The sequence below is a fragment of the Serratia sp. 14-2641 genome (genome assembly GCF_001692375.1).
In the GTDB taxonomy this organism is placed as follows: domain Bacteria; phylum Pseudomonadota; class Gammaproteobacteria; order Enterobacterales; family Enterobacteriaceae; genus Chania; species Chania fonticola_C.
In genome coordinates this window covers 179,040-205,754 of record NZ_LXKR01000101.1, presented here as the reverse complement: position 1 = coordinate 205,754, position 26,715 = coordinate 179,040, and the positions used below count along the sequence as shown (strand labels likewise).

The 26,715-nt window shown below is 56.0% G+C and carries 21 protein-coding genes; 13 read left to right on the top strand and 8 right to left on the bottom strand.

Translation table 11 applies throughout. From position 1 onward, the window contains the following. Positions 1 to 97 precede the first annotated feature (97 nt). Positions 98 to 988, bottom strand: coding sequence for a carboxylating nicotinate-nucleotide diphosphorylase (nadC, locus tag A6U95_RS29200; RefSeq protein WP_065687062.1), 891 nt, complete (start codon positions 986 to 988; stop codon positions 98 to 100). Positions 989 to 1,387: 399 nt separating this feature from the next. On the opposite strand from nadC, the gene A6U95_RS29195 reads away from it, so the two are divergent. After that, positions 1,388 to 1,756, top strand: coding sequence for a hypothetical protein (locus A6U95_RS29195; protein ID WP_065687061.1), 369 nt, complete (start codon positions 1,388 to 1,390; stop codon positions 1,754 to 1,756). 355 nt (positions 1,757 to 2,111) lie between these two features. Continuing rightward, positions 2,112 to 2,966, top strand: coding sequence for a beta-lactamase regulator AmpE (gene ampE, locus A6U95_RS29190; protein ID WP_065687060.1), 855 nt, complete (start codon positions 2,112 to 2,114; stop codon positions 2,964 to 2,966). 37 nt (positions 2,967 to 3,003) lie between these two features. Here the strand turns inward: ampE and hemL are convergent, their stop codons facing one another. Beyond that, the gene (gene hemL / locus A6U95_RS29185; RefSeq protein ID WP_024483481.1) at positions 3,004 to 4,293 is read right to left on the bottom strand and encodes a glutamate-1-semialdehyde 2,1-aminomutase; all 1,290 of its coding nucleotides are present in this window, start codon (positions 4,291 to 4,293) and stop codon (positions 3,004 to 3,006) included. A 177-nt stretch (positions 4,294 to 4,470) separates the two neighbouring features. Between hemL and clcA the strand changes: the two genes are divergently transcribed. Then, positions 4,471 to 5,898: a H(+)/Cl(-) exchange transporter ClcA gene (clcA, locus tag A6U95_RS29180; protein WP_065687059.1), complete on the top strand. Its 1,428-nt coding sequence runs from the start codon at positions 4,471 to 4,473 to the stop codon at positions 5,896 to 5,898. 89 nt (positions 5,899 to 5,987) lie between these two features. Continuing rightward, a complete protein-coding gene (gene erpA, locus A6U95_RS29175; RefSeq protein ID WP_021179368.1) occupies positions 5,988 to 6,332 on the top strand; it encodes an iron-sulfur cluster insertion protein ErpA in 345 nt (114 codons plus the stop codon). 54 nt (positions 6,333 to 6,386) lie between these two features. Here the strand turns inward: erpA and A6U95_RS29170 are convergent, their stop codons facing one another. From A6U95_RS29170 to mtnN, 4 genes are all read right to left on the bottom strand, one after another. Continuing rightward, the gene (locus A6U95_RS29170; RefSeq protein ID WP_059199768.1) at positions 6,387 to 6,623 is read right to left on the bottom strand and encodes a hypothetical protein; all 237 of its coding nucleotides are present in this window, start codon (positions 6,621 to 6,623) and stop codon (positions 6,387 to 6,389) included. A 224-nt stretch (positions 6,624 to 6,847) separates the two neighbouring features. Then, positions 6,848 to 7,462, bottom strand: a complete 615-nt coding sequence (locus A6U95_RS29165; RefSeq protein ID WP_024483478.1) for a TRIC cation channel family protein — start codon at positions 7,460 to 7,462, stop codon at positions 6,848 to 6,850. Continuing rightward, complete coding sequence (gene btuF, locus A6U95_RS29160; RefSeq protein WP_065687058.1) at positions 7,459 to 8,265, bottom strand: vitamin B12 ABC transporter substrate-binding protein BtuF; 807 nt, start codon at positions 8,263 to 8,265, stop codon at positions 7,459 to 7,461. The genes A6U95_RS29165 and btuF overlap by 4 nt, the downstream gene beginning before the upstream one ends. A 1-nt stretch (position 8,266) precedes the next feature. After that, entirely contained in the window at positions 8,267 to 8,968 is a 702-nt protein-coding gene (gene mtnN, locus A6U95_RS29155) for a 5'-methylthioadenosine/S-adenosylhomocysteine nucleosidase (RefSeq protein WP_065687057.1), read from the bottom strand. A gap of 140 nt (positions 8,969 to 9,108) precedes the next feature. On the opposite strand from mtnN, the gene dgt reads away from it, so the two are divergent. From dgt to A6U95_RS29140, 3 genes are all read left to right on the top strand, one after another. Further along, complete coding sequence (gene dgt, locus A6U95_RS29150) at positions 9,109 to 10,626, top strand: dGTPase (protein ID WP_065687056.1); 1,518 nt, start codon at positions 9,109 to 9,111, stop codon at positions 10,624 to 10,626. Positions 10,627 to 10,824: 198 nt separating this feature from the next. Further along, positions 10,825 to 12,231, top strand: coding sequence for a serine endoprotease DegP (degP, locus tag A6U95_RS29145; RefSeq protein ID WP_065687104.1), 1,407 nt, complete (start codon positions 10,825 to 10,827; stop codon positions 12,229 to 12,231). 180 nt (positions 12,232 to 12,411) lie between these two features. After that, entirely contained in the window at positions 12,412 to 13,566 is a 1,155-nt protein-coding gene (locus A6U95_RS29140) for a CdaR family transcriptional regulator (protein ID WP_065687055.1), read from the top strand. 236 nt (positions 13,567 to 13,802) lie between these two features. Here the strand turns inward: A6U95_RS29140 and garD are convergent, their stop codons facing one another. Further along, on the bottom strand, positions 13,803 to 15,374 hold the full coding sequence (gene garD / locus A6U95_RS29135; RefSeq protein ID WP_065687054.1) for a galactarate dehydratase: 1,572 nt from the start codon (positions 15,372 to 15,374) through the stop codon (positions 13,803 to 13,805). 443 nt (positions 15,375 to 15,817) lie between these two features. Here garD and A6U95_RS29130 point away from each other — a divergent pair, with 443 nt between their 5' ends. From A6U95_RS29130 to garR, 4 genes are read left to right on the top strand one after another with little or no spacing between them, the layout of a single operon-like run. Continuing rightward, complete coding sequence (locus A6U95_RS29130) at positions 15,818 to 17,176, top strand: MFS transporter (RefSeq protein ID WP_024483471.1); 1,359 nt, start codon at positions 15,818 to 15,820, stop codon at positions 17,174 to 17,176. 48 nt (positions 17,177 to 17,224) lie between these two features. Beyond that, positions 17,225 to 18,556, top strand: a complete 1,332-nt coding sequence (gene gudD, locus A6U95_RS29125) for a glucarate dehydratase (RefSeq protein WP_065687053.1) — start codon at positions 17,225 to 17,227, stop codon at positions 18,554 to 18,556. Between the two features lie 21 nt (positions 18,557 to 18,577). Then, positions 18,578 to 19,351, top strand: a complete 774-nt coding sequence (garL, locus tag A6U95_RS29120) for a 2-dehydro-3-deoxyglucarate aldolase (protein WP_065687052.1) — start codon at positions 18,578 to 18,580, stop codon at positions 19,349 to 19,351. Between the two features lie 10 nt (positions 19,352 to 19,361). Next, positions 19,362 to 20,246, top strand: coding sequence for a 2-hydroxy-3-oxopropionate reductase (garR, locus tag A6U95_RS29115; protein WP_065687051.1), 885 nt, complete (start codon positions 19,362 to 19,364; stop codon positions 20,244 to 20,246). Positions 20,247 to 20,328: 82 nt separating this feature from the next. Here the strand turns inward: garR and barA are convergent, their stop codons facing one another. Then, positions 20,329 to 23,061, bottom strand: coding sequence for a two-component sensor histidine kinase BarA (gene barA, locus A6U95_RS29110; protein WP_065687050.1), 2,733 nt, complete (start codon positions 23,059 to 23,061; stop codon positions 20,329 to 20,331). 67 nt (positions 23,062 to 23,128) lie between these two features. On the opposite strand from barA, the gene rlmD reads away from it, so the two are divergent. Next, positions 23,129 to 24,466: a 23S rRNA (uracil(1939)-C(5))-methyltransferase RlmD gene (rlmD, locus tag A6U95_RS29105; RefSeq protein ID WP_065687049.1), complete on the top strand. Its 1,338-nt coding sequence runs from the start codon at positions 23,129 to 23,131 to the stop codon at positions 24,464 to 24,466. A gap of 9 nt (positions 24,467 to 24,475) precedes the next feature. Beyond that, positions 24,476 to 26,710, top strand: a complete 2,235-nt coding sequence (gene relA, locus A6U95_RS29100) for a GTP diphosphokinase (protein ID WP_065687048.1) — start codon at positions 24,476 to 24,478, stop codon at positions 26,708 to 26,710. Positions 26,711 to 26,715: the final 5 nt, after the last annotated feature.

Sequence of the window (26,715 nt, the reverse complement as noted above, 5' to 3'; positions counted from 1 at the left end):
GTTCGCTTAAATCCGCATTGGTAGATAGGGAGATGCTGTGTGAGTGGCTCTCACATAAGGAACAACGCCCCAGGAAGAGGCGTTGCCAATAACCGGATCAGTGAAAACGCATTGACAGATCGAGCGCCGTAACGTGTTTGGTCAGCGCCCCGACAGAGATATAATCCACCCCGGTTTCGGCAAACTCGCGCAGGGTTTGATCGGTGACGTTACCGGAAACTTCCAACTGCGTGCGTCCCTGGGCCAGGGCAACGGCATCACGCATCATCTCGACGCTGAAATTATCCAGCATCACAATATCGGCACCGGCATCCAGCGCCTGTTGCAGTTCATCCAACGATTCGACCTCCACTTCTACCGGCACGTCGGCGTGCAGCCAGAAGGCTTTCTCTACCGCGTTTTTGATCGAGCCAGAAGCAATGATGTGGTTTTCCTTGATCAGGAAAGCATCCGAGAGACCTAGACGGTGATTGCTGCCACCGCCGCACAGCACGGCATATTTCAGTGCGGTGCGCAAGCCGGGCAGTGTCTTGCGGGTGTCCAGCAGCCGGGTTTGTGTACCTTGCAGCAACGCTACATAGCGGCTTACCGCCGTGGCTACGCCGGAGAGCGTTTGCACAAAGTTCAGCGCGGTACGTTCGCCCGTCAGCAGTATACGCGCCGAGCCACTCAGGTGGCATAGCGGCTGGTTGGGTACCAGCTTATCGCCATCTTCCACCAACCACTCGATCTTCACTTGCCCACCCAGTTGGATAAACACCTCTTCCAGCCAGCGGCGGCCACAGAAAACGCCGGGTTCACGGGTGATCACCGTGGCATTGGCCTGTTTATCGGCGGGTAGTAGTTGTGCGGTGATATCGCGCTCGGCATCCACGGTTCCCCCTAGATCTTCGCTCAGCGCCTGGGCGACGGTGGCAGGGACATCATTGGCAATACGTTCGAGAAGCGCGGTACGGCGGCTGTCGGCACTGTAGCGACGGGTCGGCATGGCAAACTCCGGAAATGGACGATAGGTCGGTGGATCCACATGCTACTCTGTTTTATAGCCCCGTGCCAGCCGCTAGTTTTACATAATATCAATAGGTTAGTGATGCTGTAATCCCCCTCACCCTAACCCTCTCCCACAGGGAGAGGGGACTGAATGTGCCACAATTTTACTCCCACATCTGACCTTAACACGGGCGCGACAATGCAACGCCCCTTCGGCGTGCCACCTTAGCCATGCTGCAAGTTGTGCTACCGCCAACACAACCGCATTGAATATCTCAACCTTTCATTATTTGGCATACTGTTTATCCAGACAATATTATGCTGGGTAAATAAAACCATCAATAGAATTTTGCAATAACTTATAACTTACACCACAGGTGTATTACGAGGATTTAATATGAAAAAATTACCATTAAATGTTCTCTATCGACTGTATAAAGCCGAAGTTGGCGATACCATTGATAATACTTATGTTCGTCTAACAGGCGGTTGGATGACCAATGATGATCGTAGTGTCGATAATAATGGGTTGCTCCAGATAGGTCCTATCTACCAGTTCGCATTTAAGGATTTATCTGATGGGCAATACTATCAGACAAGTCAAGCTGCCAAAGACGTTATCGTTCCCGATTCCTTCGGTTATTCTGTGGTAAGGTATAAAGAGCCATTCAGTGATCCCTCGAATTACCCTCTTTCCGTGAATACTTGCCAATACTCAACAATTGCAGTGAGCGTGGCTGAATATACGGAAGCACTGGAGCCTTAATATTATTGAGGGCCAATGGTGACGAACGTATTTTTTAACCTATAACGTTTTCATCATGGGGTAATCAGGCCTATACTCAGTATTAATAAGATGCTGGATATAGGTCATTCACCGCGTTATTTTAGGACTACGTTTGGGCAACTGAAAATAGTGTCCGTCAAGATGATTTTTTGTACTGACTGACATCAACAGGCCACGACTGCCGGGTACCGTGCTTGATGTGGCAGTACAGGAAACTAATCTATTTATTATCAACGCATTAAATTCACTTCTCGGAAACATGCTACTCTGCTGCTGGCACTCGTACCACCGCAAGCATTATGCTGGGGAACAGACAGAAGGAGAGGATTAGCTAATGACGCTGTTTACGCTGTTACTGGTTTTGGCGTGGGAACGCCTGTTTAAACTGGGTGAGCATTGGCAGTTGGACCATCGTTTAGAAGTGGTGTTTCAGCGGCTGCATCGGTTTTCTTTGGCACAAACATTGGCAATGACCCTGGTCTGGATGTTTATCGTCTGGGGCATCCTGTGGCTGGCCCAGGGCCTGTTCTTCGGCGTTGTGGCGCTACTGCTGTGGATTGTGATTGGTCTGCTGTGCGTTGGGGCCGGGATCACACGCAAACATTATCGGGCCTATTTGCAGGCCGCGCGGCAGGGCGATACCCACGCCAGCGATCAGATGGCGGAAGAGCTAGCGCTGATCCACGGTTTACCGGTGCAGTGCAGCGAGGCAGAGCGCTTGCGTGAACTGCAAAATGCCCTGTTGTGGATTAACTATCGCTACTATCTGGCACCGCTGTTCTGGTTTGCGGTGTGTGGGCCATATGGGCCGCTCGCTCTTGCAGGCTATGCTTTTCTGCGGGCCTACCAAACCTGGCTGGCACGACATCATTCACCGCTGCAACGCTCGCAAACAGGGATCGATTTCCTGCTGCATGTGTTGGACTGGATCCCGGTTCGTCTGGCAGGGGTGGCGTATGCGCTGATTGGGCATGGTGAAAGGGCGCTGCCTGCGTGGTTTGCTTCGCTGGGGGATCGTCATACTCCGCAGTATCAGGTGTTGACGCGTTTGGCGCAGTTCTCTTTGGCCCGTGAACCGCATATGGACCCGGTTCAGACGCCGCGCGCCGCGGTAACGTTAGCGCGTAAAGTGACCCTGATTGTGCTGGTGGTCGTGGCGATATTGACGATTTACGGTACCTTGCTCTGAAGGTAACGGCGGGCGCCGAGTGGCGCCCGCCAGAAGATTACAGCTTGGCGAAGCAGCGGCGCGCGGCATCGACGGTGCGCTGAATATCTTCGTCGCTGTGTGCGACAGACATAAAGCCAGCCTCGAACGCCGACGGGGCCAGATAAACCCCCTCATCCAACATCAGATGGAAGAAGCGCTTGAAGCGCTCGACATCGCAACCCATCACGTCCTGATAGCAGGTGACCGTTGGCGCATCGGTAAAGAACAACCCGAACATGCCGCCTACATGGTTGACGACAAAAGGAATATTCTCTGCCTTGGCCGCCGCTAATAGGCCTTCTGCCAGCTTGTTGGTCAGTTCGGTCAAGGTCTGGTGAATGCCAACCTGGGAAACCTCGGTCAGGCAGGCGAAACCGGCGGCCATGGCAATCGGGTTGCCAGACAGCGTACCAGCCTGATACACCGGCCCGGTAGGCGCCAGAGCGGCCATCACTTCACGGCGGCCACCGAAGGCTCCCACCGGCATACCGCCACCGATAATTTTGCCCAGGCAGGTCAGGTCTGGCACCACATCGTAATAAGACTGAGCACCGGCCAGCGCGACGCGGAAACCGGTCATCACTTCATCAATGATCAACAGTGCGCCATACTTGTCACACAGGGCGCGAAGCCCCGGCAGGAAGTCTGGCAGCGGTGGAATGCAGTTCATGTTGCCTGCCACCGGCTCAACGATGATACAGGCGATCTCTGAAGGGTACTGCTCGAATGCGGTACGCACGGAGTCGAGATCGTTATAGGTACAGGTTAGCGTGTGCTTGGCGAAGTCTGCCGGCACGCCCGGTGAGTTCGGCTGCCCCAGCGTCAGTGCGCCGGAACCGGCTTTCACCAGCAGGCAGTCGGCGTGGCCGTGGTAGCAGCCTTCAAACTTGATGATCTTGTCGCGGTTGGTATAGCCACGCGCCAGACGAATGGCGCTCATGGTGGCTTCGGTACCGGAGTTCACCATACGTACCATATCCATAGTTGGCACCAGATTGGTCACCAACTCGGCCATTTTCACTTCCATCTCGGTAGGGGCGCCGAAGCTCAGGCCGCGCTGTGCCGCCTCGATCACCGCATTGCGGATCGCCGGATGGTTATGGCCCAGTACCATCGGGCCCCAGGAACCGACATAATCGATATAGGCTTTACCATCGGCATCAAACAGATAGGCACCGTCGGCACGTTCGATAAACAGCGGGGTACCGCCTACACCGGTGAATGCACGCACTGGGGAGTTGACTCCGCCTGGGATCAGCTGTTGCGCCTGGGCGTACAGACTTTCGGACTTACTGTGTAAGCTCATAAACCGGCTCCTGGGTTTGCTTTTGAATGATTTGACCGCGCTATTCTAGTGGAGAGTACGGAGTTATGAAACGATCATAGACCGATACCTATTTTGAGGGGGCGGTAAGGCAACGACTGAGCTAGAATAGCTTACATCGCTATTAGTCTGATTTTTCAATTCAATAATGAACTCACTATGACTGAATTACAGCAACAGCCTCCTGCGGCTTCAGGCGTACGCCTGACTCGCAACCATAGAGTCCGTCAGTTTCTTCGCCAGGATAAAACGCCGGTTGCCATCCTGATCATGGCGGCGGTGGTAGGGACGTTGGCGGGATTGTTGGGCGTCGCCTTTGATAAAGCGGTGGAGTGGGTGCAACAGCAACGGCTGTCGGGCCTGGCCTCTGTCGCCAACTCCTGGTTCCTGGTGTGGCCGCTGGCGTTTATTTTGTCTGCCGTGCTGGCCGCTTTTGGCTTTTATCTGGTCAAACGTTTTGCGCCAGAGGCGGGGGGGTCAGGGATCCCAGAGATTGAAGGGGCGCTGGAAGAGTTACGCCCGGTGCGCTGGTGGCGGGTGATCCCGGTGAAATTTATCGGCGGTATGGGGACGCTCGGCGCTGGCATGGTGCTAGGGCGTGAAGGGCCGACGGTACAGATGGGGGCTAATGCTGGGCGAATGGTGCTGGATATTTTCCGTATGCGCAGTGCGGAAGCGCGCCACTCCATGCTGGCTACCGGTGCCGCAGCCGGTCTCTCCGCCGCGTTTAACGCCCCTCTGGCAGGGATCTTGTTCGTTATTGAAGAGATGCGGCCGCAGTTTCGTTACAACCTGATTTCCATCAAGGCGGTGTTTATCGGCGTGATTATGTCGAGCATTGTCTTTCGCATTTTTAATGGTGAGAGTCCGCTGATCGAAGTGGGTAAACTCGCTTCGGCACCCCTCAATACGCTGTGGTTGTACCTGGTGTTGGGGACGGTGTTTGGCGCGGTAGGGGTGATGTTTAACGCACTGGTGTTTCGTACGCAGGATATGTTTGCCCGTTTCCATGGTGGCAAGATGAGCAAGTTCCTGCTGATTGGTGCCCTGCTAGGGGGCGTTTGTGGCGTGCTTGGGCTGATCGAGCCAGCAGCCGCGGGTGGCGGTTCGTCCTTGATCCCGATCGCGGCGGCGGGTAACTACAGCGTTGGCATGCTGTTGTTTATCTTTATCGCACGGGTGATCACCACGGTGCTCTGCTTCGGTTCAGGCGCACCGGGCGGTATTTTTGCACCGATGCTCGCTCTGGGGACGCTGCTAGGCACCGCTTTTGGCCTTTTTGGCGCTCACCTGTTCCCAGAGTATGGGCTTGAGGCTGGCACCTTTGCTATTGCGGGCATGGGGGCGTTGTTTGCCGCGACCGTGCGTGCCCCGTTAACCGGTATTGTGCTGGTATTGGAAATGACCGATAACTATCAGCTGATTTTGCCGATGATTATCACCTGCCTCGGCGCGACCCTGGTGGCGCAGTTTCTGGGCGGTAAGCCATTGTATTCCGCCATTTTAGCCCGCACCTTACAAAGGCAGCAGCAGGAATTGGCCGAGAAAACAGGTAAAGAAAATACAACAAATGCGGTGAATACTTGAACGCAACACTCAGGTATTAGATAATCAGCACCATTAATCAGGTTACCGTCGTCGTCGCCTGATGTGAAACACTGTTGGGAGTAACGAGTATGAGTGATGAAACAGCACTGCCCCTGCAATTTACCGAGGCAGCAGCAAGCAAGGTGAAATTCCTGATTGCTGACGAAGAGAATCCAAACCTGAAGTTGCGGGTTTACATTACCGGTGGCGGCTGCAGTGGATTCCAGTACGGCTTCACGTTTGATGACAAGATCAACGACGGCGATATGACCATCGAGAAACAGGGCGTTGCGCTGGTGGTTGATCCGATGAGCCTGCAATATCTGGTTGGCGGCGCGGTGGATTACACCGAAGGGTTGGAAGGTTCACGCTTTATCGTGACTAACCCGAATGCCAAAACCACCTGTGGCTGCGGTTCTTCATTCAGTATCTGATCCGCCGCCGTTAAAAAACCCGCCTGCCTGTACGGTGCGCGGGTTTTTTTGTGCCTACCATTCCACGGTGATCAGTTCGCTTTCCCGATCGTCTACTATCCGTTTGCTATGGCTCATCTTCGGCTGCAAGACTGTGCCATTGCCGCATTCCACCTGTGGCGTGTTGCCGGTCGTGGTTACGCTGCAGGTGGGCACAATCGTCAGGCTGATACCCATCTTGCCGCTGGTGTTTTCGGCCAGCACACTGCTGCTCAACAACAGTGTGCTGGCGATCAAAAGATTTTTCTTCATGCGTAAACTCAAAACAATACCTATCCGCAGGCCACAGCAATAGGACCTATCGGCAAAAGTGAACGGAACTTAACGGCGCGGGATAATTTTTAACGAAGACTTAACTAGATGATTACATTATTCAAGCGCATTTTAATAGCGCAAAATAATAGCACATTGCTTATATAGTAGTCGAATATACTACTTGGCAGGAAAGCCTCCGCCGAAGCTGGCGGAGGCAAGAATTACTGTTCGAGGATAAAGGCCGGTAGTTTCAGATGCCAACGAATGGCGGCCAGGCGGATCCCCAGCGTGATGATCATTCCCAGCATCATGGCATGCTGTAGCGGCATGCCAAAGGTGTAGAACGCCGTGACGTGCACCGTGCCACCAACGATGCAGGCTGTGGCGTAGACTTCGGTTCGCAGGATCATCGGGATCTCGCGGGCCAGCACGTCGCGGATAATCCCGCCGCCGACGCCGGTGATCACTCCCATGCAGACGGCCACCAGCGGCCCACTGCCAGCGGCGAACGCCTTATTGACGCCGATCCCCACGAACACCGCCAGCCCGATGGCATCCAGCACCGGCAGGATCCATTTCGGTAAGCGACGTGGCTGGCGCACCAGCAGCAGCGTCAGCACACAGGTGATCATCGCCACCACCAGATCGGTGGGATCCTTTACCCAGAATACCGGGCCGTTGGCGAGCGCCATATCACGGATCGTCCCGCCACCGACTGCGGTCACTACCCCCAGTACCAATACGCCAAAGGGATCCATCCGTAATTTGCCCGCCAGCAACACGCCGGAAATGGCAAACACCGCCGTACCAAGAATATCCAGCCAAAATACCATCAATGGATCTCCGCCAATTGACCGCATAGTGATTGTGCCGCCAGCATGATGCGTGGCCCGGCACGGTTAAACCAATCTTCCTCAAGGGCAATCACCGGCACGTCCAGCTGTGGGCCCCAGAAGGCTTTCACATTGGCGATCTGCTGGGGACTCCCGCTGATCACGATAGCCTGCGGTTTACGCACCAGCACCTGCTCACGGCTTACCTGCGGCCAAGGCACGGGGCTATCGGCAAAGATATTCTCTGCGCCGCACAAGGACAGCACCTGACTTTGCAACGTGGCCGCCGAACTGGTGAACAGCGGTTGGGTGCCAAACTGTAACAGCACTGGTCTTGGCGAATTGCTGGCATAGCGCGTTTTCAGCTCCTCTACCTGTTGGCGGAGGCTGGCTGCGGCCTGATGTGCCTGTTCCGGATGAGGGCTGTATTGCGCCAACGCATCCAGAGATTGGGCGATCTCGTCAATATTTTTGGCATCTGCATAAAAAATCGGGATGCCGAAGGAGGCGAGCTGATCCAATACCCGCTGGGGGTTACCGCCACGCCAGGCGAGAACCAGATCGGGTTTCAACGCCAGGATCCGCTCTAGGTTGATCCCTTGCCAGGAGGCGACCTGTTCCAGCTGCTTGGCGGCAGGGGGATAATCGGAGTAAGCGCTGACGGCCAGCAGGGTATCCCCCATACCGGCCGCGTAGGCAAGCTCCGTGGTGCTCGGTGCCAGGCTGATCACCCGTTGGGCGGCGCTGGCAGGCAACAGCATCCCCAGGATCAGCCAGCTCAGCAGGGCGCACAGACGCAGCTTCACATTAACCGCGCTTGGCCAGGGCTTGCAGCATGGCATTGACCATCAGCGAGGACTGCTTGGCGGCCACTGCCAGGAATTCGTCGAAGCTCATGTGGGATTCACTGTCGGCGACGTCGGAAATCGCGCGTACCACCACGAATGGCGTGCCGAACTGATGGCAAACGTGGCCAACGGCGGCGGCTTCCATCTCAACGGCGGCAACGGTTGGGAAGGTGCTGCGGATGCGGGCCAGAGGCTCGGCACCGTTAATGAAGGCGTCACCGCTGCAAATCAGGCCGCGTACCGCGTTCAGGTTAAGCTGTTTGATGCAGTTTTCCGCTAGCTCGATCAACGCGGGATCGGCAACGAACGCTGGTGGGCAACCGGCCATCTGGCCCGGTTCATAGCCAAAGGCGGTCACGTCGGCGTCGTGGTAGCGCACTTCTTCAGATACCACGATATCGCCCACGTTCAGCGTAGCGGCCAGGCCACCGGCGGAACCCGTATTGATCACCACATCGGGTTGGCACTGTTCCAGCAGCAGGGTGGTACCCAGAGCCGCTGCCACTTTGCCGATGCCCGACTTGAGCAGGGCGACTTCCACGCCGTTGATTTGGCCGGTATAGATCTCACAGCCCGCACGTTGCAGGGTCTGGCGGTTCGCAATTTGCTCGCGCAGCAGGGTAACTTCTTCTTCCATTGCGCCGATGATGCCTACTTTCATATAAATAATACTCGCTGATAGGGTATGGAAATTGCGCCATAGTCTATCATGGCTCTGTGAGAGAGATAATCCGCAATACCGTTGCATCCGCCGCCGGGAATTGTTATCACGGAGGGAATGCGCAACGGGAGGAGAAACAGATGTCCGGGATCGACTTTAAGCAGAAGATCAGCTTTCAGCGGCCTTTTAGCAAGCCGATTGAAGCCGAGGAAGAGTACGACATCATTCGCCAGTTCGAGAGCGATCGCGGTCGCATCGTCAATTCTGCGGCGATACGTCGTTTGCAGCAGAAAACGCAGGTGTTTCCGCTGGAGCGTAACGCGGCGGTACGCAGCCGTCTGACCCACTCGATGGAAGTACAGCAGGTGGGGCGGCATATTGCCAAAGAGATCCTCAACCGCTTCAAACAGGAAAAGCGTATTGATGCGCTCGGCCTGAGCAAGCTGCTCGATCCTTTCGAGAGCATTGTCGAAATGGCCTGCCTGATGCACGACATAGGTAATCCGCCATTCGGCCATTTCGGCGAATCTGCCATCAACGACTGGTTCCGCCAGCGGCTCGATCCCGCCAGCTGTGGCAGTGAACCGGGTAGCCACGATCGTTGCCTGGTAGAGGTGTTACGCCTGCATGAAGGGGAGAGCGATCTTAACCGGCTGCGCAGCCGTATTCGCCACGACCTCAGCCACTTTGAGGGCAATGCTCAGGCGATCCGTCTGGTCTACACGTTGCTGAAATTGAACCTGACCTATGCGCAGGTTGGCTGCATCCTGAAATATACCCGCCCGGCCTATTGGGCGAGCGATATTCCCGCCAGCCACAGCTATCTGATGAAGAAGCCGGGGTTTTATCTGGCGGAAGAAGCCTTTGTCGATCGCTTGCGGCGCGAATTACATATGGGAGAGTTCGATCGTTTTCCTCTCACCTATATTATGGAGGCCGCCGATGATATTTCTTATTGCGTGGCCGATCTGGAAGACGCGGTAGAAAAGAACATCTTTACCGTGGAACAGCTGTATCAGCATTTAACCCAGGAATGGGGCGAGATTGCTCCAGGGGATCTGTTTGATAAGACCGTGGCCAGTGCGTTTCGTAAAATCGAGCGTAGCGCAGCCCGCCGCAGTTCAGAAGATCAGTTCTTTATGTACCTGCGGGTATTTACCGTTGCCAAATTGGTTCCCCATGCGGCCCAGCGGTTTATCGATAACCTGGACGCGGTGTATCACGGCCACTTTAACGGAGCCTTGTTGGAGGATGCCAGCCCGGCTTGCCGCCTGCTCGCTATCTTCAAGAACGTTGCGTTCAAACACGTGTTCAACCACCCGGAAGTGGAGCAGTTGGAACTACAGGGCTACCGGGTGATCAACGGCCTGCTGGACATTTATAGCCCGCTGCTGGCCATGTCGCTGGCCGATTTCAGCCAGTTGGTGCGGGAAGACAGCCACCGGGCGTTTCCGATTGAAACGCGGCTGTTTCACAAGCTTTCTACCAAACATCGCCTGGCCTATGTCGAGGCGGTGGAAGGTTTGCAGCATCTTTCGGCCGAGCAGCAGGCTATTAGGGAATATTATTTCCGGGCGCGGTTGTTACAGGATTATATCAGCGGCATGACCGACCTTTATGCCTATGATGAATATCGTCGTTTAATGGCGGCGGAATAAATTCATGAGATAATTCTCGCTTATTTTAGCGAGATAACTCTCAGGCTGGAACATTATTTCGAGTTTTGTAAAGACCGACAATATTTGTTTACTATTAGCCAGCCGCACCAGGGGAACTTCAGCTAATCAGCAGGCTCTTACTAAGCACCAAGACCCGGTATTCCTTTTGAACGACTTTTAAGAGACACACAGATGAAGATGAAAAAAACAGCACTGGTTTTAAGCGCCCTGGCTTTGAGTATTGGTTTGGCAATGGGTCCGGTAACTACCGCCAACGCCGCAGAAACGGCTTCTGCCTCCACTAGCGCCCAACCGTTGCCAAGCCTGGCACCGATGTTGGAAAAAGTGATGCCTTCAGTGGTAAGCATTAACGTGGAAGGAAGTGCCGCGGTGAATGCGAAAACGGTACAGCAAATGTCGCCGTTCTGCCAGGATGGTTCACCCTTCCAGGGTTCCCCAATGTGCCAAGGTGGCGCACCGGGTGGGCCAACTACCCAGGAAGCCTTTAAAGCCCTGGGTTCAGGCGTTATCATCAACGCGGAAAAAGGCTATGTGGTCACCAACAACCACGTGGTAGACAATGCCAGCAAGATCACGGTGCAATTGAGCGATGGCCGTCGCTTTGAAGCCAAGGTGATCGGCAAGGATCCGCGTTCTGATATCGCGTTGATCCAGCTGAAAGACGCCAAAAACCTGTCAGCGATCAAAATGGCCGATTCCGAGCAACTGCGCGTGGGTGATTACACCGTGGCGATCGGTAACCCGTATGGCTTGGGTGAAACCGTGACCTCCGGGATCGTTTCTGCCTTGGGGCGTAGCGGTCTGAACATTGAAAACTACGAAAACTTTATCCAGACCGATGCGGCGATCAACCGGGGTAACTCCGGCGGTGCGTTGGTTAACCTGAACGGTGAGTTGGTTGGCATTAACACCGCGATCCTGGCGCCGGACGGCGGTAACATCGGTATCGGCTTCGCTATTCCAAGCAACATGGTGAAAAACCTGACTTCGCAAATGGTGGAGTATGGCCAGGTGAAACGTGGTGAGCTGGGCATTATGGGTACCGAGCTGAACTCCGAGCTGGCGCAAGCGATGAAAGTAGACGCCCAGCGTGGCGCATTCGTCAGCCAGGTTATGCCGAAATCCTCCGCTGCCAAGGCCGGTATCAAGGCCGGTGACGTGATTGTCACTCTGAACGGTAAAGCCATCTCCAGCTTTGCGTCGTTCCGTGCCGAGATCGGCAGCTTGCCGGTGGGCACCAAGATGGCGCTGGGCATTATCCGCGACGGCAAGCCGGTAACCATTGACGTAACGCTTGAGCAAAGCAGCCAGGAGCAGGTTGATTCCAGCAATATTTACACCGGTATTGAAGGTGCAGAACTGAGCAACAGCACCGACAAAGTGAAAGGTGTGAAGATTGAGAAGGTGAAACCTGGCAGTGCCGCTGCGCGCATCGGGCTGAAAAAAGGCGACGTGATCATGGGTGTGAACCAGCAGCCGATCAATAACCTGGGTGAACTGCGTAAGGTGCTCGACAGCAAGCCTGCGGTACTGGCGTTGAACATCCAACGTGGCGACTCAACGCTGTATCTGCTGATGCAGTAATGTTGTTCCATTGTTCTACAGAGGCACGCTGCGGCGTGCCTTTTTTTATGGCTTAAAAACTGTGAGTTTGAGCACAAACTCGTGCCCGGATAAAACGTATTTGGGCATCTGCACAATGTGCCCGTAGAGGCGCGTCGGTATGCTGAACGTTGGTTTATCATCCGACGGGGATAAGACGCAATGGCGGAGTATCATCTTGATGCCAAGCTAGCCAGGGAAATTGTCGCTCGCACCATGAAAATTATTGATAGCAATATCAACGTGATGGACAACCGGGGCCGGATTATTGGCAGTGGCGACCCTGAGCGGCTGGGGGAACTGCATGAGGGGGCATTGCTGGTGTTGTCTCAGGCCAGGGTGGTCGCTATTGACGATGCCGTTGCCCGTCATTTGCACGGCGTTCGGCCCGGTATTAATCTGCCGTTGCACGTTGACGGGAATATCGTTGGGGTCATCGGCCTGACCGGCGATCCGGTGCAACTGCGGCAGTACGGTGAACTGGTCTGCATGACCGCTGAAATGATGCTGGAGCAGGCGCGTTTGTTGAGTTTGTTGGCCCAGGACAGCCGCTTTCGTGAAGAGTTTGTGTTGAACCTGATCCGTACGGAGGAGTTGTCACCGGCCTTGATGGAATGGGCGCACCGCCTGGGGATAGATCCCAACCAGCCCCGTGTCGCGGCGGTAGTAGAGGTGGATAGCGGCCAGTTGGGGGTCGACAGCGCCATGGCCGAGTTGCAGCAGTTACAGGAGCTGCTGACGCTACCCGAACGTGACAACCTGATCGCCATTGTTTCTCTCAGTGAGATGGTGGTACTTAAACCGGCGCTGAATCACCACGGGCGTTGGGATGCCGAGGCCCACCGGCGGCGAGTGGAGAATCTGCTGGTGCGCATCAATGAAAGCAGCCGTTTGCGAGTGCGTATTGCGCTCGGCAACTATTTCATTGGCCCAGGCAGCCTGGTGCGTTCCTACCGTACTGCGCGTACCACCATGGCCGTTGGCAAGCAGCGCATGCCTGGGCGCTGGGCCTATTATTATCAGGATCTGATGCTGCCGGTGTTGCTGGGCAGCCTGCGGAGTGGTTGGCAGGCGGATGAGCTGGCTCGGCCTTTGGAGCGTTTGAAAGCCATGGACGGTAATGGTTTGCTGCTGCGTACCTTAAATGCCTGGTTCCTGAATAATGTGCAGCCCACCGCGACCGCCAAGGCACTCTATATTCACCGCAATACGCTGGAATATCGCCTCAATCGCATTTCGGAACTCACCGGGTTGAACCTGGCTAATTTCGATGCTCGCCTGTTGCTGTATGTGGGGTTACAGCTTGATGAAGACTAGCCTAGCTGTACGCAATAGCGTTGCTGGTGGGAGTCATACAGAACGCCGACACGCCGTGAACCCGTCCATGGGGGCTCGCAATCGCGCATCCGTGCGCTCAACGGTCGGCTAACCTGCATGACTCCCGCCAGCCTCAAGCTTCAGTGTCGCGGTATTTAAACCCCAGCTAATACGGAGTCGGGAGGCTAAATAGTTGCACGATCGGTTCCCTCTCCTTGGGGAGAGGGGCGTTGCACTCAAGTAATTGGTGCCGGGTTAAATACCGCCAACGCGTTGAACAAACCCCATCGATCTGACCAGGTTTGCTTGCGGCCGCTGGCGATATCCAGGATCAGTTCAAACAGTTGCCAACCCACCTGCTCAATGCTCGCCTCCCCGGTGGCGATAGTTCCGGCGTTGATATCGATCAGATCGTGCCAGCGTTCAGCCAGCGCGCTGCGCGTCGCCATTTTGATCACCGGCACGGCGGTCAGGCCGTAAGGGGTTCCCCGGCCGGTAGTGAACACTTGCACCGTAATGCCGGAAGCCAACTGCTGCGTGCCGCAAACAAAGTCGCTGGCAGGGGTGGCGGCATAAATCAGCCCACGCTTGCTGGGTCGTTGACCAGGGGAGAGCACTTCGACAATCGCGCTACTGCCAGATTTGGCTATTGAGCCCAATGCCTTTTCCACCACGTTAGCCAAACCGCCTTTCTTATTGCCGGGTGAAGGGTTGGCGCTGCGATCGGTTTGCCCTTGGTTGAGGTAGTCGTCATACCACGCCATCTCCTCCAGTAAGCGCTTGCCAACTTGTTGATCGGCGACCCGTGGGGTTAACAGGTGGATGGCATCACGTACTTCGGTAACTTCAGAAAACATCACGGTTGCCCCGCAGCGTACCAGCAGGTCGGAAGCAAAACCCACCGCCGGGTTGGCCGTCACCCCGGAAAAGGCATCGCTACCACCACATTGCATCCCCACCACCAGCTCTGAGGCTGGCACGGTTTCCCGCTGGCGACGGTTCAGGCGTTGCAGGTGCTGCTCTGCAACGGCCAGAATATCGGCCACCATGGCCTGGAACCCAACATGCTTCTCATCTTGTAGGCGAACAATCCGGCTTTCATCCACGGTAATGGGTTGGACATCTGGGGTGCCCTGCAGCAGACGTTCCGGCTGCAACTTCTCGCAGCCTAGTCCCACAACCATCACTTCGCCGCCAAAGTTCGGGTTGAGCGCCAGATTGTGTAGGGTGCGGATAGGGACCACCGCTGCGGGAGCGTTGATGGCGACGCCGCAGCCATAGAGATGATTCAGCCCCACCACGCCGTCGACGTTGGGGTATTTCGCCAGCAGGTCGCACTCAATCATTTTCACCACATAATCCACCACACCGGCCACGCAGTGCACGCTGGTGGTGATAGCCAACAGGTTCTTGCTGCCAACGCTACCGTCGGCATTACGGTAGCCTTCAAAGGTATAACCTTCCAGGGGCGGTAATGCTTGGGGTACATTGTTGGCGAGTGGCAGGCTGGCCAACTCGGGAGCCGGGGGAAGCAGCACCAGCGATTCATCAATCCAGCTGCCACGGCGAATATCCCGTGCGGCAAAGCCAATCACTTCGCCATAGCGCAAAATAGTGCCGTCTTGAGGAATATCTTGCAGCGCAACTTTATGCCCTTGGGGAATATGCTCCAATAATGTCAGACCGCAAGGGAAGCTTGCCCCTTTAGGCAGACCATGGTCATTAACCACAATGGCGACGTTGTCTTGCCGATGAACCTGAATATAGTGCGGTAATGCTGTAATACTGCCAACTGCATATTCGGACATAGTGAAACCTCACGTACTCTGATTTATGTACGCCGTGGGTAATAATCGAAAGACTGGCTCAGCAAAAAGCATAACATTCGCTATTGTGTCGGGCATTATGCAAATGACCTAGATTTGGCGTTTTCCAGAGGTCAATCTTTGGCATTGTGCTAATCCGCTGTGAGATGGCTCACGCAACCGCGGGAACCGTGAACCAGCCCGCGCCCGATTGGGCATACGCCATAAATAAGCCGCCATCTTAGCCCTGTTATTGGGTTATTTGCCCGATGAGTCCCGGCAGTGGGTTCCCTATACTTTTCTCCACCAAGCGTTAATGCGTTTAAAAATTGCCGATGCCGTATTAATCGAACTGCTCAAAAAAGGCTGCAATTTAATTTAAACCTTTCGTTCTGAGATATTTTTAGCAGTTTTTCAGGATGAATATAGTAATGCAGGAGAGCACCATGTCTACTATCAGCGCTGCCAACAGTGCCATCAAGCGAACCAATAAACGTTACTGGATCGTGGTAATGCTGTTTATCGTCACCTCATTTAACTATGGCGATCGTGCCACGCTTTCCATTGCCGGTACTGCAATGGCTCAGGATATTGGCCTCGATCCGGTTGGAATGGGTTATATCTTTTCGGCGTTTTCGTGGGCCTATGTGATTGGCCAGATCCCCGGTGGCTGGTTATTGGATCGCTTCGGCTCCAAGCGGGTCTACTTCTGGAGCATCTTCATCTGGTCGCTATTTACCTTGCTGCAAGGCTTCGTAGATATCTTCAGCGGTTTTGGCATCGTCATAGCGCTGTTTGCGCTGCGCTTCCTGGTCGGCCTGGCAGAAGCACCGTCATTCCCCGGTAACAGCCGGATTGTCGCCGCCTGGTTCCCTGCCCATGAACGTGGCACGGCAGTATCGATCTTCAACTCGGCCCAATACTTTGCCACGGTGATCTTCGCACCGATCATGGGCTGGCTGACGCATGCCGTTGGCTGGTCGCACGTGTTCTTCTTTATGGGCGGGCTGGGCATCATCCTGAGTTTTGTCTGGCTTAAGGTGCTGCACAATCCCAAAGACCACCCCAGCATCAACCAGGCCGAGCTGGACTATATCGAAGCCGGCGGTGCCTTGATCAATATGGATCAGAAACAGGCCACACAGGTGAAGGTCAAAGGCGAGAAGTGGTTCCAGATCAAGCAGCTGCTGCAATCACGCATGATGATTGGGGTCTATATCGGCCAGTACTGCATCAACGCACTGACCTATTTCTTTATCACCTGGTTCCCGGTGTATCTGGTGCAGGCGCGGGGTATGTCGATCCTCAAGGCCGGCTTTGTCGCCTCGGTTCCTGCCATTTGTGGTTTTGTCGGTGGGGTGCTCGGCGGCGTGATTTCCGACTACCTGATGCGCCGTACCCAGTCGCTGACCTTCGCCCGTAAAACGCCGATCGTGCTGGGCATGCTGTTGTCGATGTCGATGATCTTCTGCAACTACGTTGAAACCGAGTGGATGGTGGTGGGCATCATGGCCGCCGCGTTCTTCGGTAAGGGACTGGGCGCGCTGGGGTGGGCAGTGATGGCAGATACCGCCCCCAAAGAGATCAGCGGCCTGAGCGGTGGCCTGTTCAATATGTTCGGCAATATCTCCGGTATCGTCACGCCGATCGCTATCGGCTACATCATTGGTACCACCGGATCGTTTAACGGCGCGTTGGTCTACGTCGGGATCCATGCGCTGTTGGCGGTGGCCAGCTACCTGTTCATCGTGGGGGATATCAAGCGTATCGAACTGAAACCGATGGCGAAGGCCAGCAGGCAATGACACGGCGGCAAGTTTGGCAATTGAACCCAAAATTTTGAGGACATCTCTATGACTACAGCACCAAAGATTACTGCCATGCAGGTTGTACCGGTGGCCGGTTACGACAGCATGCTGCTCAATCTCAGCGGCGCTCACGCCCCATTCTTCACCCGTAATATCGTGATCTTGCAGGATAACGCCGGTAACACTGGGTTAGGGGAGATCCCAGGGGGCGAGAAAATCCGCCAGACCCTGGAAGAGGCTCAGTCTCTGGTGGTTGGCAAAACCCTGGGGGAATACAAGAACGTGATGAACCGGGTTCGTGAACGCTTTGCCGATCTGGATGCCAGCGGGCGCGGCCTGCAAACCTTCGATTTGCGTACCACCATCCACGTGGTGACCGGCATTGAAGCGGCGATGCTGGACCTGCTGGGGCAGTTCCTTGATGTGCCGGTAGCCGCCCTGTTGGGGGATGGGCAGCAGCGTGACTCGGTGGAAATGCTCGGTTATCTGTTTTATATCGGCGATCGCAACAAAACGCCGCTGCCTTACCAGAGCCAGCCAAGTGAAGCCTGCGACTGGTATCGCCTGCGTCATGAACAAGCGCTGACACCGCAAAGCATAGTGCGCCTGGCGGAGGCGGCTTTTGATAAGTATGGCTTCAACGATTTCAAGCTAAAGGGCGGCGTATTGGCGGGTAGCGAAGAGGCCGAAGCCGTCACGGCGCTGGCGCAGCGTTTCCCTCAGGCGCGCATTACGCTCGATCCCAACGGCGCCTGGTCGCTGAAGGAGGCGATCGTGCTAGGCAAACAGCTGCGTAACGTGCTGGCCTATGCCGAAGATCCTTGTGGGGCAGAGCAGGGCTTCTCTGGGCGGGAAGTGATGGCCGAGTTCCGCCGCGCCACTGGCCTGCCTACCGCGACCAACATGATTGCCACGGACTGGCGGCAGATGGGGCATACGTTGCAGTTGCAGTCGGTAGATATCCCATTGGCGGATCCTCATTTCTGGACCATGCAGGGATCGGTGCGCGTCGCCCAGATGTGTCATGAGTTCGGCCTGACCTGGGGCTCACATTCCAATAACCACTTCGATATCTCGTTGGCGATGTTCACCCATGTGGCCGCAGCGGCGCCGGGCAACATTGCGGCGATCGACACCCATTGGATCTGGCAGGAGGGCAACCAACGGCTGACGCGGGAACCGCTGCAGATTATTGGTGGCCGCGTACAGGTTCCACAACGGCCAGGATTAGGGATCGAGCTGGATCGGGATCGTTTAATGCAGGGTCATGAGCTTTACCAGAAACACGGGCTTGGGGCACGCGACGATGCGCAGGGTATGCAGTATCTGATCCCTGGCTGGATCTTTGATAACAAACGCCCGTGCCTAGTGCGTTAATCCGTCTACAGAGGAAATTTCATGAAGAGCTGCCATAACCCTTTTCGCCAATCGTTGCTCGCGGGTGAAACCCTGATCGGCTGCTGGTCTGCGCTTGCCAACCCGATCTCCACCGAAGTCTTGGGGCTGGCCGGTTTCGACTGGCTGGTGCTGGATGGTGAGCATGCGCCGAATGACATTGGCACTTTCGTACCGCAACTGATGGCGCTGAAGGGCAGCCCTAGCGCCGCAGTGGTACGCCCACCCTGCAACGAACCGGTGATTATCAAACGCTTGCTGGATATCGGTTTTTACAACTTTCTGATCCCATTTGTGGAAAGTGCTGAGCAGGCACAGTTGGCGGTAGCGTCGACGCGTTATCCCCCTGCGGGGATCCGTGGGGTCTCTGTGTCGCACCGCAGCAACGGTTACGGCACCGTGCCGGACTATTTCGCCCAGATCAACCAGCAGATAGCGGTGATGGTACAGATCGAAAGCCAGCAGGGGGTCGATAACCTGGACGCGATAGCTGGCGTTGAGGGCGTTGACGGCATCTTTGTCGGACCGGGGGATCTTTCCGCCGCTTTGGGGTATCTCGGCCAGCCAAATCACCCGGAGGTGCAGGCGGTGATCCGTCATATTTTCGAGCGTGCTAGCGCGAACGGTAAAGCTAGCGGCATCTTGGCACCGGCGGAGGCTGATGCTCGCCGTTATCTGGAATGGGGAGCCAGGTTCGTGGCCGTCGGCAGCGATCTTGGCGTATTCCGCACGGCCACGCAGGCTTTGTGCGATCGGTTTAAACAGGGTGTTGAATAAGGAGAGCGGGATGAAAATTGGCTTTATTGGTTTGGGAATTATGGGGAAACCCATGAGCAAAAACCTGCTGCAGGCGGGTTATTCGCTGGTGGTGATGGATCGCAATGCCCAAGCGGTGGCTGAACTGGCCGCACTGGGTGCCGATGTTGCCGCCACGCCAAAGGCGGTGGCCGCACTGAGTGATATCGTGATCACCATGCTGCCCAACTCGCCGCAGGTGCGGGAGGTGGCATTGGGAGAAAATGGCCTGATTGAGGGGGCCAAGGCAGGCTCCGTGCTGATCGACATGAGTTCTATTGCTCCACTGGCAAGCCGTGAAATCAGCGAAGCACTGGCTGCCAAACAGATTGCCATGCTTGATGCTCCGGTGAGCGGCGGTGAGCCTAAAGCGATAGATGCCACATTGTCGGTGATGGTGGGCGGCGATAAAGAGGTATTTGATCGCTGTTTTGACGTGATGAAAACCATGGCCGGTTCGGTGGTGCATACCGGCGATATTGGTGCAGGCAACGTCACCAAGCTGGCGAATCAGGTGATCGTGGCGCTGAATATAGCGGCCATGTCCGAGGCGTTGGTGCTGGCCACCAAGGCCGGGGTCAACCCAGACCTGGTTTTCCAGGCAATCCGTGGCGGGCTGGCGGGCAGCACGGTGTTGGAAGCCAAGGCTCCGATGGTGATGGATCGCAATTTCAAACCGGGTTTCCGCATTGACTTGCACATCAAGGATCTAGCCAATGCGCTGGATACCTCCCATGGTGTGGGGGCGCAGCTACCGCTTACTGCTGCGGTGATGGAAATGATGCAGGCACTGCGCGCCGATGGTCTGGGCAATGCCGATCACAGCGCACTGGCGTGTTATTACGAAAAGTTGGCCAAGGCAGAAGTCACCCGATAAGGGCAGCGACCTGGCGGAACGCTGGTTAACCCCCTCACGCCAACCCTCTCCCACAGGAGGGTTAGCGTGAGGGGCATCAGGCTTATCCCAACTGGAACTTCGCTTCCGTCTCCACCAGCTCAATCTCATCCAACAGCTCCAGCCATTCCGGTTCTAAATCACCGTTGCTCACACCCTGACGCAGTTGCTGCTCAAGATAGAAACACAGTTGCTTAAGGCGCGGAACGCCGCTGTAGCTGCAACTGCCGTGCAGCTTGTGGATCAGATCGAGAATGGTGTCGTCCTCTTCTCCTTCCAGCACGGCTTTTACCCGATCGCTGACCTGTGGCAGGAACTCGATCAGCATCTGCAACAGATCGCGCGCCAGATCCTCTTTATTGGCGGCTTGGCGCAATGCCAACGGCCAATCCAGCGATAACGGTGGTTCGGCCGGGCTACGCGGCTGGGCTGCTTCTGGTTCAAGCTCGACGGTGTGATATCGGGAGAGCACCCGTGTCAGCATGGCTTCGTCAATCGGCTTGGCCAGATAGTCATCCATGCCAGCCTGCAACAGGTGTTCGCGTTCGCCGCTCACCGCATGGGCGGTAACCGCAACGATCGGTGTGGAGTTGTGATGCGGCATCTGGCGGATCAGCTCACTGGCGCGGATGCCGTCAATGTTCGGCATCTGAATATCCATCAGGATCATATCCAGCACGTTATCACGTGCCAGCACGATGGCCTCCTCACCGCTTTCACACAGCAGCGTTTTTTCCACCTGTTCTGCCAGCAAGGCACCGATCAGCTTCAGGTTGGCCGGGTTATCATCGACTGCCATCACCGTCAGCGGTAAGCGTCTATGTACCTTTGGCGCATTCTGACGCAGCGGGGCCTCCAGACGCAGTAGCGGATACAGGCGATTACTGCTGATCGGTTTGGTCAGGCAGCCGATAGCGCCTAGCTTTTTCATTTCTTCGGCATCGATCTGCGACTGGCTAGGCACCGCCAGGATCACCCGCTCGGCAAGACGCAGTGACTCCAGCAGCTTGTCTCGATGCTGGCCGATACCGTCCCGATAAGGGATCGGTACGCCTGCCAACAGGAAGTCATAATGATTTTTCGGCAATTGCCCCAGAGTTGGCGAATGGGTCACCACCAGATGGGTAGCGCTCAACATATTCAGCGTGGCCTGAGCCGCCGTTGGGTTGGCTTCGATATAGGCCAGGGTTTTACCGCGCAGATCCGGCAGGCTAGGTGGCAGCGACAACATGCCTTCGTTGAGATCGAGAGTGATGTGGAACCAGAAGGTTGAGCCGCGATTGAGCTGGCTGTGGAAGTTGATATCACCTCCCATCTCTTTCACCAGCTTCTGGGTGATCACCAGGCCCAGCCCAGTACCGCCGTGGCGGCGCGAGATGCTGGCATCTGCCTGGCGGAAAGCCTGGAACAACTGCGATTGCTGACGTTCAGAAATCCCGATGCCGGTATCGTGGATCTGCACTTCCAGCTCCACCTGGCGTTCCAGTTGGTTACGAAGCTCGACGCGGATATCGATATTGCCGGTTTCGGTGAACTTCACCGCATTGCCGAGCAGATTGGTGATCACCTGCTGTAGGCGCAGTGAATCGCCAATCACCTGCTCTGGCACATCGTTTTGCACATCCAGGGTCAGCTCCAGCCCTTTGTCGTGTGCGCTAGGGGCCAGCAATACCAGCACCTCATCCAGCGTTTCACGCAGCGAGAACGGAATGTGTTCCAGGATCAGCTTGCCAGCCTCCAGCTTGGAGAAGTCCAGCACGTCGTTGATGATAGTCAGCAGGTTGTTGGCCGAGCGTTCGATAGTTTGCAGATAGTCGGTCTGGGTGGCGCTCAGGTCGGTTTTCAGCGTCTGGCGGGTAAAGCCGATCACCCCGTTGAGCGGGGTACGCAGCTCATGGGACATATTGGCCAGGAATTCCGATTTGATACGGGCGGCTTCCTGCGCGCGCTTCTTCGCCAGATCCAGCTCAACGTTCTGGATCTCCATTTGCTCCAGCGTTTCACGCAGATCGGAGGTGGCTTGGTCGATGTTCTGCTGCATCTCCTCATGATAGGCGGTCAGCGACATCGCCATCGAGTTGATACCGTTTTTCAGCATTTGCAACTCGCCGAGCATAAAGCCTTCTACCCGGCTATCCAACTGGCCGCGGCGGATACGGTCAACGGTGTTGACCATATTGCGGATTGGGCCGGTGACGTCGCGCATCAGACGGTAGGCAAACAGAATGGCAATACACATACACAACAGCAGCAGCAGGGTAGAAACGAACACCTCTTTATATTGCTGCAGGCGTACCGATTGCAGATCCAGCTCGATCGCTACGTAGCCGAGGTTGCTGTCGGGATGTGCCTCCTCGCCGCTGTTCTCGTCCGGGAACTGTGATTCCGACAGGATTGGCGTGCGCAGGATCAGTGAATCGCCGCGCCGGGTCAGCATCATATCGGTGGGCACCGGCACACCTTTGGGCAACTGCAACTGGGTATAATTGTGATGATAGTTGGAGGTGACAAACAGGTTGTTCTGCGCATCAAACACGGTGATCGCCCGGACGATATCCGAATGGCGGCGATGTAGCAGGCTGACCAGTTGCCGCACCGACTCACGGCTGCGGAAGGTCATGCCATATTCGCTGGCGACGGCCAGAGGTTCGATGATGCTGGCACCGGCATCGACCAATTGCTCCTGCAACTCGTTGTAGCGGTGCACTACAAAGAAGGTGCTGAGCAGCAGACCGATCAATAAAGTCGGTGCCAGGATCAGGATCATCATGCGCGCGCGCAAGCTGTATTTGGTCATGGGATTCCAATGTGGGAGAATTGGAGGCTAATCTTAAGCTGAATTAACCAACACACAATCAATAATTATGGCGCAATTCTACTCTCCGAAACGCCGCGTGACGACCCGGCAAGCTTCACAAATATTCACGGTAACGGTAACGGACCTCGATCCATTTGGCCAGGGAGTGGCGCGCCATGAAGGCAAAGCGGTATTTGTCCCCGGCGTTTTGCCGGGTGAACAGGCCGAAATCCAGTTGACGCAGGACAAACGACAGTTCGCCAAAGGTCAGCTCAGGCAACTGTTAAATTGCAGCATACAACGTGTTGAGCCGCGCTGCCCACACTTTGGTGTGTGCGGAGGGTGCCAGCAGCAGCATGTCTCCGAGGCGCTGCAACAGCAAAGCAAGGCGGCGGCGCTGGGGCGCTTGATCTGCCGCGAAACCGGGGTGACGCCGCAACAGGAACCGGTGATTGCCGGGCCACAATATGGCTACCGTCGACGGGCGCGGCTGGGGTTACAGTGGCAACCCCAGCAGCATCGTTTGCTAATGGGTTTTCACCAGACCGCTTCGTCCGATCTGGTGGCGGTGAAGCAGTGCCCGGTATTGGCACCGGAACTGGAACGGCTGCTGGTGCCGTTGTATCAATGCCTGAGCAGCTTGAAGGCCGTGCAGCGTCTGGGCCATGCGGAGCTGGTGTTGGCAGATAACGGACCGGTGCTGGTGTTGCGCCACCTGGATGCGCTCAAGCAGGGCGATCGTCAGGCTTTGCAGCAGTTTGCCCAGCAAAATGGCACCGCCGTTTATTTGGCACCGGATAGCGATCGGCTGGAAAAACTGTGCGGTGAAGCGCCGTATTATCAGGTTGACGGGCTACGCTTAGACTTCAATCCGCGCGATTTTATTCAGGTAAATGATGCGGTAAATCAGCAAATGGTGGCTCAGGCCCTTGAATGGCTCGAGATTGAGCCCAATGATCGCATATTGGATCTGTTTTGTGGCATGGGCAACTTTACCCTGCCGCTGGCCAAGCGGGCCAAGGCAGTGGTCGGGATTGAAGGTGTTGCCACGCTGGTAGCGAATGGGCAATATAATGCCGATAGGAATAGGCTCAGTAATGTCTCCTTTTTCCATGAAAATCTGGAAGATGACGTTGCGCGACAACCATGGGCAGCACAGGGATTTGATAAAGTGATGCTGGATCCAGCCCGCGCAGGCGCGGCTGGGGTGATGTCACATATTGTAAAACTGGCGCCAGAGCGCGTGGTGTATATATCCTGTAACCCCACGACATTGGCACGCGACAGCAAAGTGTTGCTGGACGCCGGTTATCGTCTTGCGCGTGTGCGGATGTTGGATATGTTCCCGCACACGGGGCATCTTGAATCCATGGCGCTGTTTATCCACGGGTCGCGGAAAAAGTAGGGAGAAGTTATGGTCGCGGTAAGAACTGCACATCTGAATACGGCGGGTGAATTCGCGCTTGATGACTGGATAGCCAGCCTGGGGTTGCCCAACCCGCAGTCAGGTGAGCGATTAGCCGCAACCTGGCGTTACTGTGAACAGCAGACGAAAGACCATCCCGATGCGCCGTTGCTGCTATGGCGTGGCCTGGAGATGGTGGAGATCCTCTCGACCCTCAGCATGGATAACGACAGTATGCGCGCGGCGCTGCTGTTCCCGTTGGTGGACGCGGCGATCGTTCCTGAAGCCACCCTGACCGAAGAGTTCGGTGCCGGCATTACCTCCCTGGTGCACGGCGTACGCGATATGGACGCCATCCGCCAACTGAAAGCCACCCACAACGACTCGATGGGCTCCGAGCAGGTCGATAACGTGCGCCGCATGTTGCTGGCAATGGTGGAAGATTTCCGCTGCGTGGTGATCAAGCTGGCAGAGCGCATTGCCCACCTGCGCGAAGTGAAGGATGCGCCGGAAGACGAACGCGTGCTGGCGGCGAAAGAGTGTTCCAATATCTACGCCCCGCTGGCCAACCGTCTGGGTATCGGCCAGTTGAAGTGGGAACTGGAAGATTTCTGCTTCCGCTATCTGCATCCCGATGAATATAAACGCATTGCCAAGCTGCTACATGAACGCCGTATCGATCGCGAGCAGTTTATTGATGACTTCGTGGCTTCATTGCATAGCGCGATGGAGATCGAAGGCATCAAGGCGGACATTTATGGCCGCCCGAAACACATTTACAGCATCTGGCGCAAGATGCAGAAAAAATCGCTGGCGTTCGACGAGCTGTTCGACGTGCGTGCAGTGCGCGTAGTGGTGGAGCGCCTGCAGGATTGCTATGCGGCATTGGGCATCGTCCATACCCATTTCCGCCATCTGCCGGATGAGTTTGACGACTACGTCGCCAACCCGAAACCGAACGGCTATCAATCGATCCATACCGTGGTGCTCGGGCCGCGTGGCAAAACGCTGGAGATCCAGATCCGCACCCGCCAGATGCACGAAGATGCCGAGTTGGGCGTTGCGGCGCACTGGAAATACAAAGAAGGCGCGGTGGTTACGGCGCGTTCCGGCTACGAAGAACGTATTGCCTGGCTGCGTAAGCTGATCGCCTGGCAGGAAGAGATGGCGGACTCGGGCGAAATGCTCGACGAAGTGCGCAGCCAGGTGTTCGACGATCGCGTCTACGTGTTTACGCCGAAGGGCGATGTGGTGGATCTGCCAGCCGGCTCCACGCCGCTGGACTTTGCCTACCATATCCACAGCGACGTCGGCCACCGTTGTATCGGTGCCAAGATCGGCGGCCGTATCGTGCCGTTTACCTACCAGTTGCAGATGGGCGATCAGATTGAAATCATCACTCAGAAGCAGCCGAACCCGAGCCGCGACTGGCTGAACCCGAACCTGGGCTATGTCACCACCAGCCGTGGACGCTCCAAAATCCACAACTGGTTCCGCAAGCAGGATCGCGATAAAAACATCCTGGCCGGGCGGCAGATGCTGGACAACGAGCTGGAACACCTCGGTATCAGCCTGCGGGAAGCCGAAAAGCTGCTGATCCCACGCTATAACGTCAACTCGTTGGATGAAGTATTGGCGAGCATTGGCGGCGGTGATATCCGTCTGAACCAGATGGTGAACTTCCTGCAGGGCAAGCTCAACAAGCCCAGCGCCGAGGAGCAGGATCGCGAAGCGTTGCGCCAACTGACCCAGCAGAAAGCCCCGGCAACCTCGGCCCGCAGCAAAGATAACGGTCGGGTGGTGGTCGAAGGCGTCGGCAATCTGATGCACCACATTGCCCGCTGCTGCCAGCCGATCCCGGGTGACGACATTGTCGGCTTTATCACCCAGGGGCGCGGGATCTCGATCCACCGTGCGGATTGCGATCAACTGGCGGAGCTACAGTCTCACGCGCCGGAACGTATCGTGGATGCGGTCTGGGGGGAAAGCTACTCCAGCGGTTATTCGCTGGTGGTGCGCGTCGTGGCCAACGATCGCAGCGGTTTGCTGCGTGATATCACCACTATCCTGGCCAACGAGAAGGTCAACGTATTGGGCGTCGCCAGCCGCAGCGACACCAAAAAGCAGCTGGCCACCATCGATATGGACATCGAAATCTATAACCAGGTGGTGCTGGGGCGCGTGTTGGCCAAACTCAATCAACTGCCCGACGTCATCGATGCCAAACGCCTGCACGGCGCTTGATTTTT